This is a genomic window from Sphingomonas sp. 22176, from assembly GCF_052045505.1.
Classification (GTDB): Bacteria; Pseudomonadota; Alphaproteobacteria; order Sphingomonadales; family Sphingomonadaceae; genus Sphingomonas.
In genome coordinates this window covers 61,844-78,649 of record NZ_JBQEPL010000001.1, presented here as the reverse complement: position 1 = coordinate 78,649, position 16,806 = coordinate 61,844, and the positions used below count along the sequence as shown (strand labels likewise).

Genomic DNA, 16,806 nt, shown 5'->3' with positions numbered 1-16,806 from the left:
GGCGCTAGCGCGGTTGCATGACTGCGAACCTTTCGATCGCCGGCCTCGAACTGGGCGGCACCAAATGCGTGGCAACTTTGGGCAGCGGCCCCGGGGACGTGCGCGAACAGCATGTCGTGCCGACCACCGATCCGGCGACCACGCTGGCGGCGATCGAGGCGGTGCTCGATGGCTGGACCTTCGATGCGATCGGCATCGCCAGCTTCGGCCCGATCGAGCTCAATCCGGCGCGGCCGAATTTCGGCGCGATCATCGCGACGACCAAGCCGGGGTGGAACGACACCGATCTCACCCGGCGCCTGACCGCGCGTTATGGCAAGCCGCTGGCGATCCAGACCGACGTCAACGGCGCTGCGCTGGCGGAGGCGCGCTGGGGCGCTTCGGCGGGGCTGTCGACCCACGCCTATATCACCATCGGCACCGGCGTGGGCGTCGGGCTGGTCGCCAATGGCCGGCCGATCATGGGCTATGCGCATGGCGAGGCGGGGCACATGCGCTCGGCCCGCGCGCCCGGTGACACGTTCCAGGGCTGGTGCCCCTATCATGGCGATTGCGCCGAGGGGCTGCTCTCCGGCCCGGCGCTGGCGGCGCGATTCGGCCGGCCGGGGCAGGAGGTCGCCGACGACGCGCCCGAATGGGATTATTTCGCGCATGACTTGGCGGCACTGCTCCACAATCTGATCGTCAGCCTCGCGCCCGAGCGGATCGCGATCGGCGGCGGGGTGATGACCCGGCGGCCGCAACTGTTCGACGCGGTGCGCGCCAAGGTGGCGGCGAGCATCAACGGCTATGGCGCGCTGGCAGGCTATTGCGCCGAGCTCGACACCCGCGTCGGCCCGCCGGGGCTGGGGGATATGGCGGGGCCGCTCGGCGCGATCGCGATGGGGCTCGAAGCGCTGGATCGTTGAGCTTCGGCGCTTTGGGGGTTGCGTCCTGCCGACAAGCGGCATACAGGGCGCACCCTCGGTCGGGGCGTAGCGCAGCCTGGTAGCGCATCACACTGGGGGTGTGGGGGTCGCAGGTTCGAATCCTGTCGCCCCGACCAAGCCACACCCAAGAAATCCTGAAAATCGCCGGATTGTTGCGCGGACGCGGCCTTAGGGGAACTCCCCCTTTGCACGCCCGTGCACGGCACCCATATGCGCGTCCATGAGTGACAAGAACACTGCGTGGCACGGCACGACGATCCTCTCCGTGCGCAAATCCGGAAAAGTAGTCATCGCAGGCGACGGCCAGGTTTCGGCCGGCAACACCGTGATGAAGCCCAACGCCCGCAAGGTCCGCCCGCTGGGCGACGGCAAGGTGATCGCGGGGTTTGCCGGCGCCACTGCCGATGCCTTCACCCTGTTCGAGCGGCTGGAAGCCAAGCTGGAGCGCCACCACGGGCAGCTGCTGCGCGCGGCGGTGGAGCTCGCCAAGGACTGGCGGACCGACAAATATCTCCGCAACCTGGAGGCGATGCTGCTCGTCGCCGACAAGGACGTGACGCTGGTAATCACCGGCAATGGCGACGTGCTGGAGCCCGAGGCGCACGAGCATGGCACCGTCGCGGCGATCGGCTCGGGCGGTAACTTCGCGCTCTCCGCGGCGCGCGCGCTGATCGAGTATGAGCCCGATGCCGAAGTCGTCGCGCGCAAGGCGATGGCGATCGCCAGCGAGCTGTGCGTCTACACCAACGACCGGCTGACCGTGGAGACGCTGGACGCGGCCCACTGACTTCTTCTCCCCTCCCGCGTGCGGGAGGGGCCGGGGGTGGGCGCTCGCTCTCCTCCAAAGACTTCGCTCGCGGATGGCGGGCGCCCACCCCTAGCCCCTCCCGTAAGCGGGAGGGGGATGAGTACGACATGAACCAGAACCTCACCCCCAAGACGATCGTCGCCGCGCTCGACGCGCACATCATCGGCCAGAAGGATGCCAAGAAGGCCGTGGCCGTCGCGCTGCGCAACCGCTGGCGCCGGCAGCAGCTCTCGGCCGACCTCCGCGACGAGGTGACGCCGAAGAACATCCTGATGATCGGGCCCACCGGCTGCGGCAAGACCGAGATCAGCCGCCGCCTCGCCAAGCTGGCCGACGCGCCCTTCGTGAAGGTGGAAGCGACCAAGTTCACCGAGGTCGGCTATGTCGGCCGCGACGTCGAGCAGATCGCGCGTGACCTGGTCGAGGAAGCGATCCGGCTGGAGAAGGAGCGTCGCCGCTCCGCGGTGAAGGACAAGGCCGAGGAAGCGGCGATGGGCCGCCTGCTCGACGCGCTGACCGGCAAGGATTCGAGCACCGCGACCCGCGAGGCGTTCAAGCAGCGCTTCAACGAAGGCCTGCTCGACAATACCGAGATCGAGATCGAGGTGGAGCAGGCGCCGCAGATGCCGTTCGACATCCCTGGCGGCGCGCCGCAGATGATCAACCTGTCGGAGATGATGAAGGGCCTGACCGGGACGCCGCTCAAGCGCCGCAAGCTCAACGTCCGCTCTGCCTGGGACAAGCTCGTCGAGGAAGAGGCCGACAAGCGGCTCGACCAGGACGAGGTGAGCCGGGTGGCGCTGGCCGATGCCGAGGCGAACGGAATCGTCTTCCTCGATGAAATCGACAAGATCGCGGTGTCCGACGTGCGCGGCGGATCGGTGAGCCGCGAGGGCGTGCAGCGCGACCTGCTGCCGCTGATCGAGGGCACGACGGTGGCCACCAAGTATGGCCCGATGAAGACGGACCATATCCTGTTCATCGCGTCCGGCGCCTTCCATGTCGCCAAGCCCAGCGACCTGCTGCCCGAGCTGCAGGGCCGCCTGCCGATCCGGGTGGAGCTCAAGGCACTCACCGAGGAGGATTTCGTCGCGATCCTTTCCGACACCAAGGCGAGCCTGGTGCGGCAATACGCCGCGCTGCTCGGCACCGAGGGTGTCTCGATCGACTTCACCGAGGATGGCATCCGCGCGGTGGCGAAGATCGCCGCCGAGGTGAATGCCGAGATCGAGAATATCGGTGCCCGTCGCCTGCAGACGGTGATGGAGAAGCTGCTCGAGGAAGTCAGCTTCGAGGCCGAGGACCGCGGCGGCAGCGCCGTGGTGATCGACGCGGCCTATGTCGACCAGCAGCTGGCCAGCGTGGCGCGGAACACGGATCTGAGCCGGTACGTGCTGTGAGCTTCTAATCTTAAGCCCCTCCCCTTCAGGGGAGGGGTTTGGGGTGGGGCAGTGTCTCACAGAGACCAACCTGCGTTCTGGAATCTCTCCACCCCAACCCCTCCTCCAAGGAGGAGGGGCTTGAGTAGCATCTACCCCAACGTTCTGGCAGGTTCCCGGCATCGACTCGATCCGGGGGATTGCATGAAGAAGCTCGTTCTCACCGCGCTACTGGCCGGTGCCGCCGCCGCGCCGCTATTGGCCCAGACCGCGGCGCCCGCCCCGCCGGTCGCCGCGAAGAAGCCCTACACCGTCAAGGCCCCCTTCGGCGCGACCCGCGAGGATCCCTATTACTGGCTCCGCGACGATACGCGGAAGAACCCCGAGATGCTCGCCTATCTCGCCGCCGAGAACGCCTATGCCGATGCGGTACTGGCGCCGACCAAGCCGATGGCGGACACGCTGTATCGCGAGATCATCGGCCACATCAAACAGGACGACGCGAGCGTCCCCTACGCCAAGCACGGCTATTTCTATTATACCCGCTTCGATACCGGCGCCGATTATGCGGTGGTCGCGCGGCGCAAGGGCAGCATGACCGCGCCCGAGCAAATCCTGTTCGACCAGCCGGCGATGGCCAAGGGCAAGGGCTTCTTCCAGATCGGCAACTGGCGGGTGAGCCCCAACAATGCCCGCATCGCCTGGGCCGAGGATGTGGTCGGCCGCCGGCAATATGTGCTGAAGGTCAAGGACATCGCCACCGGCGCGCTGCTCGCCGACACCGTGCCCAATATCGAGCCCGGCCTCGTCTGGTCCGCCGACGGCAAGACGATCTTCTATGTCGAGAAGGATCCCGTCACCCTGCTCGGCACGCGGGTGAAGGCGCATGTGCTCGGCACCCCGGCCTCGGCCGATCGGCTGGTCTATACCGAGAAGGACGACACCTTCTACATGAGCATCGGCGCAACCACCGACGAGCGCCATATCTGCATCAGTCTCCATTCGACGGTGAGCGACGAGCAGCGCTGTGCCCCGGCTGCCAATCCGGTGACCTTCACGCCGGTCGCGCCGCGCGAGCGGGACTTCCTCTACACCGCCGATCACCTGGGCGGGCGCTGGATCATCCGTACCAACTACCAGGCGCCCAACTATCGGATCATGGTGGCGCCGGATGCGAAGGCAGCGGCGGGGCGCGCCGCCTGGACCGATCTCGTGCCGACCAGTGACACGGTCTTCATCGAAAATTTCCAGCCCTTCGATCGCTTCCTCGCCATCGAGGAGCGCTCGGGCGGCAACAAGCGGCTGCGGATGCTGACCCCGGCCGGCAAGAGCAGCTTCGTCAGCGCGGACGAGCCGGCCTATGTGATGGACCTCGGCACCAACGAGGATCCGGCCAGCCCGGTGCTGCGCTACACCTATAGCTCGCTGGTCACGCCGACCACCACCTACGAAGTCGATGCCGCCACCGGCAAGCGCACCGTGCTGAAGGTGCAGCCGGTGCCGGGCTATGACGCGTCCAAATACGACACCGAGCGAGTCTGGGCGACTGCGCGGGATGGGACCAAGGTGCCGGTGAGCCTGGTCTACGCCAAGGGCTTGCAGAAGAACGGCACCGCCGCGCTGTTCCAATATGCCTATGGCAGCTACGGCTATTCGACCGATCCCAGCTTCAACCCGACCCTGCCGAGCATGCTCGATCGCGGCATGGTATATGCCATCGCGCACATCCGCGGTGGGCAGGAAATGGGCCGGCGCTGGTATGACGACGGGAAGATCTTCCACAAGAAGAACAGCTTCACCGACTTCATCGACGTGACCCGCTTCCTCGTCGACCAGGGCTATGCCGCCAAGGGCCGGGTGGCGGCGATGGGCGGCAGCGCAGGCGGGCTGCTGATGGGTGCGGTCGCCAACCTGGCGCCGCAGGACTATCGCGTGATCGTGGCGCAGGTGCCGTTCGTCGACGTGGTGACGACGATGCTCGACACCTCGATCCCGCTCACCACCGGCGAATTCGACGAATGGGGAAACCCGGCCGAGAAGCGCTATTACGACTATATGCTGAGCTACTCGCCCTACGATAACGTAACGGCGCAGGCCTATCCGGCGATGTATGTCGGCACCGGACTATGGGACAGCCAGGTGCAATATTACGAGCCGACCAAATGGGTGGCGAAGCTGCGCGCGACCAAGACCGACCAGAACCCGCTGGTCTTCCGCGTCAACATGGAGGCGGGCCATGGCGGCAAGTCCGGCCGGTTCGAGCGCTACAAGCAGAATGCCGAGTATCTCGCCTTCGCGCTCGACCAGCTGAAGGTGCAGTGAGCGCGAAGGGGGGCGCTCAGCCCCCCTTCGCCCGGGTATAGGGCGTGAACTTCCCCAGCCGGCAATAGCCGCTGGGGATGCTCATCCCTGGGGTCACCACCCGAAACAGGTCGTTGCGGCAGAGCTGGCTGCCGCGGATCTCGACGATCACCGTGCTCAGCGGCGCGAGTGAGGGACATTCGGAGACGAGATCGTTGCGATAGAGCCGCGCGCCCTGGCGATAGACCAGGGTTCGCGAATCGATGATCTGCGGGCCGTCGGTGAAGCCGGGATTGATGCAGTCCTGCGGCTTGCCCGGCACCCGGTCGCCCAGGGTGCTGGCCAGCTCGCGCCGCGCCTGGGCATCGCGCTGGGCCTGATAGTCGGCATTCTGGACGCATCCGGCGAGCATTGCCGCGCCGATAGTGATGATGGCGAACCGCATCGTCTCTCTCCTCGCCGACCCTACGACTCAGCCGGCAAAACTATCCTTCGCGGCGCGGCGTTCGGCGAGCATGCGCGCATCGGCGGCGCGGAGAAAGGGGTTGGTCGCGCGTTCGGCGGCGATCGTGGTCGGCACGGTCGCCTCGCCCGCGGCACGCAGTCGTTCGACCTCGGCCATGCGGTCGCGGATCGCAGCGTTATCCGGCTCCGCCACCAGCGCGTAGCGGCCGTTCGACAGCGTATATTCGTGCGCGCAATAGACGATGGTATCGTCGGGCATCGCGGCGAAGCGCTGCATCGCCGTAAACATCTGCGCCGCCGTGCCCTCGAACAGCCGCCCGCAGCCCATCGCGAACAGCGTGTCGCCGACGAACGCCAGCGCATCCCCGGCGAAGTGATAGGCGATATGGCCGGCGGTGTGCGCGGGCACTTCCAGCACCGTCGCGACATGCGCGCCGATCGCCACCGTGTCGCCCTCGGCGACTAGCCGATCGGCCGTGGGGATCTTGGCCGCCTCGGCCGCCGGGGCGATCACGGTGCAGCCGGTCGCCGCCTTGAGCGCGGCATTGCCGCCGGTGTGATCGGGATGCCAGTGGGTGTTCCAGATCGCCGAGAGCTGCCAGCCCTGTTCGGCCAGCGCCGCCAGCACCGGATCGGCGTCGCCCGGATCGACCACGATCGTCTCGGCCGACACGGGATCGTGGACGAGCCAGATGTAATTGTCGGTGAAGGCGGGGACGCGAACGATCCGGAGCGCGGTCATGGCCTCACCACTCGCCCGTGTTCGGCATCGAAGCCCAGGGCTCCTGCGGGGGCAGGCTGCCGTTCTGGAGCAGTTCGATCGAGATCTTGTCCGGCGTGCGGACGAAAGCCATGTGGCCATCGCGCGGCGGGCGGTTGATCGTCACGCCGGCATCCTGCAGCCGCTGGCAGGTTTCGTAGATGTCGTCGACCTGGAAGGCGAGGTGGCCGAAATTGCGGCCGCCGGTATAGTCCTCCGGATCCCAGTTATGGGTCAGCTCCACTTCCGCGGTGCCGCGGCCGGTTGCCGGATCGATGTCCGCCTCGCTGGCCAGATAGATCAGCGTGAAGCGGCCCTTCTCGCTGGTGATGCGATGCGTTTCCTTCAGGCCCAGCAGCTCGAAAAATCGGATCGTCGCGTCCGGATCAGTGACGCGGATCATGGTGTGGAGGAACTTCACGGGGCACTCCCTGGCTTGGCGTTTCCTGCCAGATAGGGGCGGGGAGCGCCCCGTGCCACCCGGCTATTGCGCCGGGGGCGGACCGAACTGGGCAAGCGCGGCGCGGGCGGCGGTCGCCTGGGGGCTGCTGGGCGCAGCGGTAACCACCTTGTTCCAGGCTGCCTTGGCGCCCGCTTCGTCGCCGCTCGCGGCGGCGATGTTGCCCGCCTCCAGCTGGACCGCGGCATCGTCGCCGGCGCGCTTCACCGCCTCGGCGATATCTTTCTGCGCGCGGGGCAGGTCGTTCATCCGCCGGGCGAGCGTTGCCGAGAGCAGCCAGGCGAGCGGATCGTCGCCGGCTTTTGCGATGGCCACGTCGATATCGGCACGCGCCCCGGCATTCTCGCCCGAGGCGACGGCGGCGCGGGCGCGATCGATATAGGCTTCGCCCAGCGCGAGCCCCTGCAGCTGGCCGCTCGCCAGCGCGGCGTTGATCGCGGCGCGCGCCTTGGGCGGCTTCTTGGCAGCGAGCCAGGCATTGCCCGCCTGCGTCCAGTAGGTCGCCGCGCGGGGGCTATCCTTCGCGGCTTCGGCTTCGCCCGCGGCTTCCTCGAACGCGGCGGCGGCCGAGTCCCAGCGGCCCTGGTTGGTGTAGGCGACGGCGAGGCACTGGCGGGCGAACATGCCGCCCTTCTCGATGCCCCATTTCACCGCCTCGTTGATCGCCGCGCCGGGGTCTGCGGTGGCGAGATCCATGCATTTGGTGAAGCGCGGCGGCTCGCCCGCGGGCGCCGGCGCGGCGGCCTTGGCAGCGGCGGCGCGGGCGCGCTCGGCATCGCGCAGCACGGGGCCCGATTTGGGCGCGATGGCGGCGGGAGTCTGCTGCTGGGCGATCAGCAGGAGGAGGGGGAAGAGCATGCGATCAGTACGTCCTCGGTAGCCCGGAGCAGCAGGCGAATGTCGGCGTCGCGCGACAGGCGGTGGTCACCGCCCTTGACCAGCGTCACCTGCACATCGTCTGAACGAAGCGTGTCGGCAAGCCGCAGCGCCAGTTCCCACGGCACCTCGGCGTCGTGCTGGCCCTGGAGCAGGCGGACGGGGCCGTCAAAGGCGATCGGCGCTTCCAGCATCAGGTTCGCCTCGCCCGAGGTCCAGAAGGCCAGGGTGGTGACCATCGGTTCGGGGCCATAGTCGCTCGGCTGCTCCAGCCGGCCCTCCGCCGCGAGCGTCGCCTTTTCGGCATCGGTGAAGCCCCAGCGGGTGAAATCGGGTGCGGCGGCGATGCCGACCATGCCGATCACGCGCTCGGGCCGCGCCTGCGCGACCAGCAGCATCAGCCAGCCGCCCATCGACGAGCCGACCAGCACCACCGGTCCTTCCACCAGCGTGTCGATCATCCGCAGCGCGTCGTCGCGCCAGCTCGCCAGCGTCTGGTCCTCGAAATCGCCCGGGCTTTCGCCGCAGCCGGCATAGTCGAAGCGGAGGAACGCCTGTCCGCGGTCGCGTGCCCAGGCCTCCATCGCCAGCACCTTCGATCCCTGCATGTCGGAGCGATAGCCGGGCAGGAAGACGAGGGTGGGGCCGGCGCCGGGCGTGTGATGATGGGCGAGCATGGTCATGGCCGGCGGTGTAGCCGCTCGCGCCTTTAACCGCCAGCGACGGAACCGATCACTGCCATCGGGATTGATCGTAGGACAACGGTCTCGGCAAGGAGCATCTAAGCGTCATGAGCAAAGTCGAGAAAGCCATCGCCCTGCCGGTCCGCCGGTTCGTCCCCAGCAGCCAGCTCATCTTCGGTGCAGCGATCGCCGTTTCGGGCCTGTCGGTCCTCGCCGGCAAGCTGATCGGCGCGCTCGCCTAAACGGGCGCCTAGGACGCGGTCTTCGGCCGATCGCCGCACATCGCGCGCAGCGCCTGCCACTGATCGGGGCGGAGTGCGGGCACATAGGCGGCACCGGGCTTCGCGCTTGCCTGGAACGCTTTCTCGCGCGACGTCGATAGCGGGTGCGAGGAGAGATAGGTCATCAGCACCGCGGCATTGCCGGGCGCTTCGTCCTGCCGGGCCAGCCGCGCGAACAGCCGGGCAGTGGGAAGCGGCGAGATGTCGGCGGCCTGTAGCCGCCCGATCGCATAGCCGTCCGCGCCTGCCTCGGCCTTGCGCGAATAGCGGGCGTTGAGCAGCGCGTTGCCATAGCCGCTGATATTGGCGTCGAACCCGCCGAGCAGCAGCTGCAGGCCATATTGGCGGATCAGCGATTCCATCCCGTCGCGGTGGGCGACATGGCCGAGCTCATGCGCGAGCACCCCGGCCACTTCGTCCGGCGACTGGGCATTCTGGATCAGTCCGTCGAACAGCACCACCTGCCCGCCGGGAAAGGCGACGGCGTTGATCATCGGTGCGTGGACGACGCGGATCGTCACGTCGCCGTCCTGGCGCAGCCGCGCGCCGAGCGCCCGTAGCGCCGCTTCTCCCTGCGGGCTGGCGCAGGCATAGGTGCCGAGATTGCCGACGATCAGCTGGCCCATCCGCTGCTCGACCGATTGCGGTACCAGCCGCGCCAGCAGCGGCGGCAGCTTGAGCGTGAAGGCGATCACCAGCACCGCGAGAATGGCGAGGACGCCCGCCGAGCGCCACAGCCCGAAGCGATCGATCCAGGCGCCGTAGCGTGCCGGCTTGGGCAGCTGCACCGCGATTTCGGACGGGGGGAATTCTAGGAAGGTGATCCGCCACCCCGGCCGTCCCTTCAGCCCGAAGGCGCGTTCGTGGTGGGAGGTGCCGTGCGGCTCCAGATCGGCAAAGGCATAGGGCCCCGGATCGGCGCCGTCGCCCTGCAGGGTGAACCGCCGCTCGTCCGCGGTCGGCACGATCACGGGCATGCGCCGTTCGCCGCTGCGGCCGTCATAATGCCAGACCCGGGTTTCCACCTGTTGCCCTCCCTCAGAACGCGCCCATGTCGAGGCTGTCGAACAGCCCTTCGCCCTGGCCCGGCGCGCGCGTGTCCGACTGCGTGAACTGGTCGAGCTCCAGCGTCCCATAGGCGCGCAGGTGGCGGATGAAAAAGGCCCAGTTGCGATAGCCGATGAAGATCGAGCCGACGCCCAGCGTGCACACCACGAGCGCGAGCGTGCCGAGCATGAGCTTCAGCCAATCCCTGGTGCGCGCGGTGAATTCGAATTCGAGATTCCCGAGGGTCAGCGCGCCGATCGCCTGGCGAAAATAGGCCGCGTAGAAGGAAAGGCTGATCAGCCCGAACAGCGCCAGGAACAGCAGGTAGAACAGCACGAAGCCGACGATCAGGAACAGCGGGGCGACAGGGCCTGCCCCCATCCGCGGACTGACGCCGAGCATCAGGCTGATCACCACGAGCAGGATGCCGCCCAGTGCCAGCGCGACGGGCAGCAGGTAGAACAGCAGATAGCGCCGCATCAGCCCGTCGGAACTGGCGCCGGAGCGGAACGGATAGGGGCCGAAGCTCATCGCGTTCCAACGCTCGTTCCACAGGCTCACCAGCGCCCAGGGAACCAGCAGGCCGAACGCGGCGCTGCCCAGCATCATCCGCCAGAGATAGGTAAAGCCGTAGCGAAACCCCTGGTCGTCGCTGCCGCCGCGGATGCCGTGCCAATAGGTGCGGCTGAGCCGGTAGCGCAGGGCGCGGAAGATCGCGACGCCCCCCAGCATGAACAGGAACAGGTAGAGCAGCAAGAACAGCAGGGCCGCGGCCGCGGCGCCCGCCGGCGTGCCCCGCAGCGCCAGCACCCCGACCAGCAGGTTGAGCGCGCCCAACGGCACGAACACGAGCAGCATCGCCATGAAATAGCCAAGCATCAATTCGCGCCCGGTACCGGTCCATTCGAGCCGGTCATCGATGAAGCGCGTCTGGCTCCACAGATAGCGCCGCGTCCGCGTCCGCCCCCAGAAATTGTAGAGGCCGAGCGTCACGATGGTGAGCAGCAGGTTGGTGAAGGCAATCGGCGCGTATTCGCGCCACGAGCCGTAAAACTCGAACGCCCCGCGCTCGCCTTGATCGTGCATGATCGTCCCCCTTGGCCGCCATCCAATAGCGGCCAAGGGTTGACGTCAAGTAACCTTTATAGCGCGCTCTTGAAGGTGTCGCACTGGCGCGGGTCGCCGGTTTCGATGCCGCGCTTGAGCCACGCCATGCGCTGCGCCGAGGTGCCGTGGGTGAAGCTGTCCGGCACCACGCTGCCCTGCGCTTCCTTCTGCAGCGTGTCGTCGCCGATCGCGTTCGCCGCGGTCATGCCTTCCTCGATGTCGCCCGGCTCCAGCCGGTCGCGGTTGCGCGCCGCCCAGACGCCCGCATAGCAGTCCGCCTGCAGCTCCAGCTTCACCGAAAGGCGATTGCCCTCGGTCTTGGAGGCGCGGGCCTGGGCCTGCGAGACTTCGGTCGAGGTGCCGAGCAGATCCTGGATATGGTGGCCCATCTCGTGCGCGATCACGTAATCGCGGGCGAAATCGCCCTTGGCGCCGAAGCGGTTCTGCAGCTCGTCGAAAAAGGCGGTGTCGAGATACACGCCGTCGTCGCTCGGGCAGTAGAAGGGGCCGACGGCCGAGGTCGCCGCGCCGCAGCCGGTATTGGCGCCGCCCTTGAAGAAGTTGATCGTCGCGGGGCGATAGTCGTTGCGGCCCATTTCCTGGAATATCTTGCCCCAGGTCTGGTCGGTGCTCGTCATCACCCGGCATGCTTCCAGCCGGCGCTCGTCGACGCGGCAGACCTGCTGGCCGGACTTGCCCGCGGTGGGCGAGCGCCCGGCGCTGCCGCCGCCGCCGCTCTGCCCCAGCATGCCGCCGCCGCCGCCCATCGCGAACATCACCAGCGCGATGATGCCGATCAGCACGATCCCGCCACAGCCCATGCCGCGGCCGAGGAACATCGGCAGCAGCCCGAGCAGCGGAAAGCCGCCGCCGCCACCGCCGCCCGAACCGAGGTCGCGCGCGTTGTCGGTAGGATCCAGATCGTCGAGCCGCATGGGGCCTCCCCTTGATTTGATTGCCGTAACAATGCGCCAATCGTCGGCGCGTTGCACGCGTCGCTATCAAGGTTCGTATTGCTCCGCAGCATGGGATGCGCCACAGCGCAACGCATGGCCGATGCTGAGTCCCGCCCGCACCGCCGCCGCCATGCCGGACCCGGCATGCCGCTGCCGGATACCGTCGCGCTGGTGCTGCAGGGGGGTGGGGCGCTCGGCAGTTTCCAAGCCGGCGTCATCGAGGAACTCGCCACCGCCGCGATCGACGTGGACTGGGTGGCCGGCATCTCGATCGGGGCGGTCAATGCCGCGCTGTTCGCCGGCAACCCGCCCGAGAAGCGGCTGGGGGCTATCCGCGCCTTCTGGGAGCAGGTGACCTCCGCCCTGCCCGAATTCTCGCTGCCGATGAACGATCAGGCGCGCGAGATCAGCCATGAATGGGCCGCCGGCGCGGTGATGCTGGGCGGCGTTCCCGGCTTTTTTCGCCCGCGCCCGATCCCGCCCGCCTTCGCCGTGCCGGGTACGCCGGGCGCACTGAGCTTCTACGATACCAGTCCGCTGCGCGAGACGCTGGACCGGCTGGTCGACTGGGACCTGCTGAACGACGGGCCCGTGCGGTTGTCGGTCGGCGCGGTCAACCTGCACAGCGGCAATTTCCGCTATTTCGACACGCGCGACGAACGCATCGATGCGCGGCACATCATGGCGTCTGGTGCGTTGCCGCCCGGGCTACCGCCGGTCGAGATCGACGGTTGCTGGTATTGGGACGGGGGACTCGTCTCCAACACCCCGCTTACCCATGTCCTCGATCGGCAGGAGGCCGAGATGCTCGTCTTCCAGGTCGATCTCTTCCCCGCGGAGAACGAATTGCCGCGCACGATCATGGACGTGATGGGCCGCGAGAAGGAAATCCGCTTCTCCAGCCGCACCCGCGCCATTTCCGACGAGCGGCTGCGGCTGCGCAAGGCGCGCGAGACGGTGCGGCGGCTGCTCGACAAGCTGCCCGATCATGTCGCCGACGCGCCCGAAGTGCAGGCGGTGCGCGATCTGGTGACCGAATATCCGGTCAATGTGGTGCAGCTGATCTACCGCGCGAAGCTCTGGGAAGGCGGCTCGCGCGATTTCGAATTCTCCGCGCGGACGATGCACGAGCATTGGGAGGCCGGCCGTATCGCGGTCGCCGAAACCATGGCCAACTCGAAGCTCGTCGCGCAGAACATCCTCGACGGCAAAACTGCCGCCTTCGATCTCACCCAGCGTTAAAAGGAGTATGCCGATGTTCCTCAAGGGCAAGTCCGCGATCATCACCGGGTCCACATCGGGCATCGGCCTGGCCTATGCCAAGGCGCTGGCGGCCGAGGGCGCGAATGTGCTGATCAACGGCTTCGGCGACGCCGCCGCCATCGAGAAGGAACGCGCTGCGCTGGCCGAGACCAGCGGCGGCAAGGCGCTGTACGACGCCGCCGACATGACCAAGCCCGATCAGATCGCGGCGATGGTTGCGCGGGGCGAGGCCGAGTTCGGCGCGGTCGACATCGTCATTTCCAACGCCGGCATCCAGCATGTCGCGCCGATCGACGAATTCCCGCTCGACAAATGGGATGCGATCATCGCGATCAACCTCAGCTCCACCTTCCACCTGATGCGCGCGGCGATCCCGGGCATGAAGCAGCGGAAATGGGGCCGGATCATCTCCACCGCCAGCGCGCACAGCCTGGTCGCCAGCCCCAACAAGTCGGCCTATGTCACCGCCAAGCACGGCCTGGCCGGCCTCACCAAGACGGCGGCGCTGGAAGTGGCGACGCACGGCATCACGGTGAACTGCATTTCGCCGGGCTATGTCTGGACCCCGCTGGTCGAGAACCAGATTCCGGACACGATGAAGACCCGGAACATGACGCGCGATCAGGTGATCAATGACGTGCTGCTCGATGCGCAGCCGACCAAGCAGTTCGTGCTGCCCGAGCAGGTGGCGGCGCTGGCCGTGTTCCTGTGCCGCGACGAGGCCGCGCAGATCACCGGTTCGAACTATTCGATCGACGGCGGCTGGACGGCCGAATGATGCTGCGCATGGTGGTTGCCTTGGGGCTGGGCGCTGCGCTGGCCGGCTGCAGCGTCTATCACGAGGCGACTTCGCCGGGGATGGACACGCGCCTGCCCTGGCGCCGGATCGCGACCGATGCGGATCGCACCAAGCTGCGCGACTGGCGCAAGGCGTGGAGCGAGGCGCTGCCGCTCGCGCGCGCTGCGGATGTGAAGCTGATCGAGGGCGATCCCGCCCTGTTCGATCCCGATCGGGCGCTGGATACGGCGATGCCGCCGGCCGGCGCCTATCGCTGCCGAACCTTCAAGCTGGGCGGCGGCGGCACCGCGGTCAGCGCGATCGTCACCTATGACTGGCGGCCCTGCCCGATCACCGCGGAAGGCGATCTGCGGCATTTCCGGATCGAGGGCGGCGTGCAGCGGCCGGACGGCAATTTCTTCCCCGATGTGAGCGCGCGGGTGACCTTCCTCGGCACGCTCGAGGTGGGCGACGACAGCGCACCGCTTCGGTACGGGATCGACGCTCGTCGCAACCTGATCGGCTATGGCGAGCGGATCGGCGACGAGCGCTGGCGGCTGGTGCTTCCTTATCCGGCGTTCGAATCGAAGGTCGACGTGATCGAGATCGTCCCCGCGGTTTGACAGGTGGACGGGCAGGCGTGACACTCGGACTCATGATGACAAAGGGGGTCCGATGTTCACGTCTTTCCTGCTGGCCGGGGCGATGAGCCTCGGCACACCTGCCGCTGCTGCCGCCGCCGATCCGGTGCGGGATGCCACCGCCAAGGCGATGCCCCAGCTGATGGCGCTCTATCGCGACCTTCACGCCCATCCCGAACGCAGCCTGCACGAGGTGGAGACCGCCGCCAAGCTCGCTGCCGCGGCGCGCGATGCGGGCTATGCGGTGACTGAGAAGGTGGGCGGCACCGGCGTGGTCGCGGTGCTGCGCAACGGGCCGGGCCCGGTGGTGCTGATCCGTGCCGACATGGACGGGCTGCCGGTGGTCGAGAATACCGGTCTGCCCTTCGCCTCCAAGGTCCGCGCGACCACCGACGAGGGAATCGAGAGCGGTGTGATGCACGCCTGCGGGCACGACACCCATATGGCGAGCTGGGTCGGTACGCTGCGCAACCTCGCCGCGATGAAGGATCGCTGGCACGGCACCGTGGTGATGATCGCCCAGCCTGCCGAGGAGCGCGGGCGCGGCGCCAAGGCGATGCTCGACGACGGGCTGTTCACCCGCTTCCCCAAGCCGGGCTATGCGATCGCGTTCCACGACAGCGCCAGCCTGCCCGCCGGGCAGATCGGGGTCACGCCGGGCTATGCGCTGGCCAATGTCGATTCGGTCGACATCGTGGTGAAGGGGGTGGGCGGCCACGGCGCCTATCCGCACACGACGCGCGACCCGATCGTGCTCGCCGCGCGGATCGTCACCACGCTGCAGACCCTGGTCAGCCGCGAGATGGACCCGCAGCAGCCGGCGGTGGTCACCGTCGGCGCGATCCATGGCGGATCGAAGCACAACATCATCGGCAACGACGTGACGATGCTGCTCACCGTGCGCAGCTTCACCCCCGAATCGCGCCAGCAACTGCTCGACGGCATCGCGCGCATCGCCAAGGGCGAGGCGATCGCGGCCGGCGTTCCGGAGGACCGGATGCCGGTAGTGTCGGTGAAGGACGAATATACCCCCGCGACCTTCAATACCCAGCCGCTCGCCGGGCGGCTGCAGGGGCTGTTCACCGCGCGCTTCGGCAAGGACCGGGTGGTGGAGACCAAGGCGGTCATGGGCGGCGAGGATTTCAGCCGCTACTGGCTCGCCGACAAGAGCATCCAGAGCACGATCTTCTGGGTAGGCGGGGTGCCCCAGGCCAAATGGGACGCGGCGCAGGGCGGCAAGGCGATGCTGCCCTCGCTCCACAGCGCCGAATGGGCCCCCGATGCCGAAGCGGTGGTCAGCACCGCAACCGAGGCACTGACCGCGGCGGCACTGGATATTTTGAAGCGCTAGGGCTGCGCAATCCTCCCCCTGGCGGGGGAGGATGAAGTAGGGATCAAAGCTTGCCGAACACCGCCTCGTAGCCAGCGGTATCCCCGGCGGCGAGGAAGCGGGCCTGTTCGGTCCAGCGGTCGCGGGTCATGCGGCCCTGGAAGCTGCCGAGTTGCGCGTCGAGCGCCTTGCCGCTGGCCTCGTCGAGTGCGGCGAGCTGGGCGAAGCGGGTGATGCCCAGTTCGTTGAGCCGCGCCGCCAGCTTGGGGCCTACCCCCTTCAGCCGGGTGAGGTCGTCGCCGCTGCTAGCGGGCGCAGGCTCCGGTTCGACGGGCGCCGGTGTGGCATTGGTGTCCGCGGCGAGCGCGGCCGACGGGGCTGCGACCGGTGCAGCGGCGGCGATCGGCTCGTCGGCGAGGGGGCCGGGCTCGGGCGTGGGTGCCGGCGCTTCGGGTGCGCTCGGGATTTCCGACACCGGTTCGATCGGCTGGGCCGGATCGACGACTTCCAGTTCGCCGCGCTCGTCCAGCTCCTCGCGCGCCTTGCGGCGGCGGATCGCCAGTCGCGTCCCCCAGATCAGGATGAACACCGCCAGCGCCGCGCCGAGCGCGATGAGGACGAAGGAGGTGGTCAGCCAGCCGGTCTCGGCGGTCGCGGCGACCGCGCCATAGCCCTGGGAAACCTGATCGTTCATGCGTGCCGCTCCAAGGTTCGCTTGCCTTGCCCCTCCCTTAGCGTGCGG

The 16,806-nt window shown here is 67.9% G+C and carries 18 protein-coding genes and 1 tRNA gene; 10 read left to right on the top strand and 9 right to left on the bottom strand.

Annotation, left to right across the window (positions count from 1 at the left end; all coding sequences use genetic code 11):
- The first annotated feature begins 17 nt into the window (after positions 1–17).
- From ACTJKY_RS00375 to ACTJKY_RS00355, 5 genes are all read left to right on the top strand, one after another.
- Positions 18–908: an ROK family protein gene (locus ACTJKY_RS00375; RefSeq protein ID WP_440843415.1), complete on the top strand. Its 891-nt coding sequence runs from the start codon at positions 18–20 to the stop codon at positions 906–908.
- Between the two features lie 60 nt (positions 909–968).
- Positions 969–1,045 (top strand) — tRNA-Pro (locus ACTJKY_RS00370).
- Positions 1,046–1,149: 104 nt separating this feature from the next.
- On the top strand, positions 1,150–1,716 hold the full coding sequence (gene hslV / locus ACTJKY_RS00365) for an ATP-dependent protease subunit HslV (protein WP_440843414.1): 567 nt from the start codon (positions 1,150–1,152) through the stop codon (positions 1,714–1,716).
- A gap of 128 nt (positions 1,717–1,844) precedes the next feature.
- Complete coding sequence (hslU, locus tag ACTJKY_RS00360) at positions 1,845–3,137, top strand: ATP-dependent protease ATPase subunit HslU (RefSeq protein ID WP_440843412.1); 1,293 nt, start codon at positions 1,845–1,847, stop codon at positions 3,135–3,137.
- Between the two features lie 183 nt (positions 3,138–3,320).
- On the top strand, positions 3,321–5,438 hold the full coding sequence (locus ACTJKY_RS00355; protein WP_440843411.1) for a S9 family peptidase: 2,118 nt from the start codon (positions 3,321–3,323) through the stop codon (positions 5,436–5,438).
- 16 nt (positions 5,439–5,454) lie between these two features.
- Here the strand turns inward: ACTJKY_RS00355 and ACTJKY_RS00350 are convergent, their stop codons facing one another.
- The 5 genes from ACTJKY_RS00350 to ACTJKY_RS00330 form a co-directional block, all read right to left on the bottom strand.
- Positions 5,455–5,862, bottom strand: coding sequence for a hypothetical protein (locus ACTJKY_RS00350; protein WP_440843409.1), 408 nt, complete (start codon positions 5,860–5,862; stop codon positions 5,455–5,457).
- Positions 5,863–5,889: 27 nt separating this feature from the next.
- Positions 5,890–6,624, bottom strand: a complete 735-nt coding sequence (gene gloB, locus ACTJKY_RS00345) for a hydroxyacylglutathione hydrolase (RefSeq protein WP_440843408.1) — start codon at positions 6,622–6,624, stop codon at positions 5,890–5,892.
- Between the two features lie 4 nt (positions 6,625–6,628).
- On the bottom strand, positions 6,629–7,063 hold the full coding sequence (locus tag ACTJKY_RS00340; protein WP_440843407.1) for a VOC family protein: 435 nt from the start codon (positions 7,061–7,063) through the stop codon (positions 6,629–6,631).
- Between the two features lie 63 nt (positions 7,064–7,126).
- On the bottom strand, positions 7,127–7,960 hold the full coding sequence (locus ACTJKY_RS00335; protein ID WP_440843406.1) for a tetratricopeptide repeat protein: 834 nt from the start codon (positions 7,958–7,960) through the stop codon (positions 7,127–7,129).
- Entirely contained in the window at positions 7,936–8,661 is a 726-nt protein-coding gene (locus tag ACTJKY_RS00330) for an alpha/beta fold hydrolase (RefSeq protein ID WP_440843405.1), read from the bottom strand. Before ACTJKY_RS00330 ends, ACTJKY_RS00335 begins: the two co-directional genes overlap by 25 nt.
- 107 nt (positions 8,662–8,768) lie before the next feature.
- Here ACTJKY_RS00330 and ACTJKY_RS00325 point away from each other — a divergent pair, with 107 nt between their 5' ends.
- A complete protein-coding gene (locus ACTJKY_RS00325; protein WP_440843404.1) occupies positions 8,769–8,903 on the top strand; it encodes a hypothetical protein in 135 nt (44 codons plus the stop codon).
- Positions 8,904–8,911: 8 nt separating this feature from the next.
- On the opposite strand, the gene ACTJKY_RS00320 is transcribed toward ACTJKY_RS00325, so the two are convergent.
- From ACTJKY_RS00320 to ypfJ, 3 genes are read right to left on the bottom strand one after another with little or no spacing between them, the layout of a single operon-like run.
- Complete coding sequence (locus ACTJKY_RS00320; protein ID WP_440843403.1) at positions 8,912–9,967, bottom strand: M48 family metallopeptidase; 1,056 nt, start codon at positions 9,965–9,967, stop codon at positions 8,912–8,914.
- Between the two features lie 13 nt (positions 9,968–9,980).
- Complete coding sequence (locus ACTJKY_RS00315) at positions 9,981–11,075, bottom strand: YjgN family protein (protein WP_440843402.1); 1,095 nt, start codon at positions 11,073–11,075, stop codon at positions 9,981–9,983.
- 56 nt (positions 11,076–11,131) lie between these two features.
- A complete protein-coding gene (ypfJ, locus tag ACTJKY_RS00310) occupies positions 11,132–12,031 on the bottom strand; it encodes a KPN_02809 family neutral zinc metallopeptidase (RefSeq protein WP_440843401.1) in 900 nt (299 codons plus the stop codon).
- Between the two features lie 114 nt (positions 12,032–12,145).
- Between ypfJ and ACTJKY_RS00305 the strand changes: the two genes are divergently transcribed.
- From ACTJKY_RS00305 to ACTJKY_RS00290, 4 genes are read left to right on the top strand one after another with little or no spacing between them, the layout of a single operon-like run.
- The gene (locus ACTJKY_RS00305) at positions 12,146–13,294 is read left to right on the top strand and encodes a patatin-like phospholipase family protein (protein WP_440843400.1); all 1,149 of its coding nucleotides are present in this window, start codon (positions 12,146–12,148) and stop codon (positions 13,292–13,294) included.
- Positions 13,295–13,307: 13 nt separating this feature from the next.
- Positions 13,308–14,093 (top strand): 3-hydroxybutyrate dehydrogenase, encoded by a 786-nt coding sequence (locus ACTJKY_RS00300; protein WP_440843399.1) that lies wholly within the window; start codon positions 13,308–13,310, stop codon positions 14,091–14,093.
- Positions 14,094–14,101: 8 nt separating this feature from the next.
- Entirely contained in the window at positions 14,102–14,716 is a 615-nt protein-coding gene (locus tag ACTJKY_RS00295; RefSeq protein WP_440843397.1) for a DUF4893 domain-containing protein, read from the top strand.
- A gap of 52 nt (positions 14,717–14,768) precedes the next feature.
- The gene (locus ACTJKY_RS00290; protein ID WP_440843396.1) at positions 14,769–16,085 is read left to right on the top strand and encodes an amidohydrolase; all 1,317 of its coding nucleotides are present in this window, start codon (positions 14,769–14,771) and stop codon (positions 16,083–16,085) included.
- Between the two features lie 43 nt (positions 16,086–16,128).
- On the opposite strand, the gene ACTJKY_RS00285 is transcribed toward ACTJKY_RS00290, so the two are convergent.
- Positions 16,129–16,758, bottom strand: a complete 630-nt coding sequence (locus ACTJKY_RS00285) for a hypothetical protein (RefSeq protein ID WP_440843395.1) — start codon at positions 16,756–16,758, stop codon at positions 16,129–16,131.
- Between the last annotated feature and the right edge of the window lie 48 nt (positions 16,759–16,806).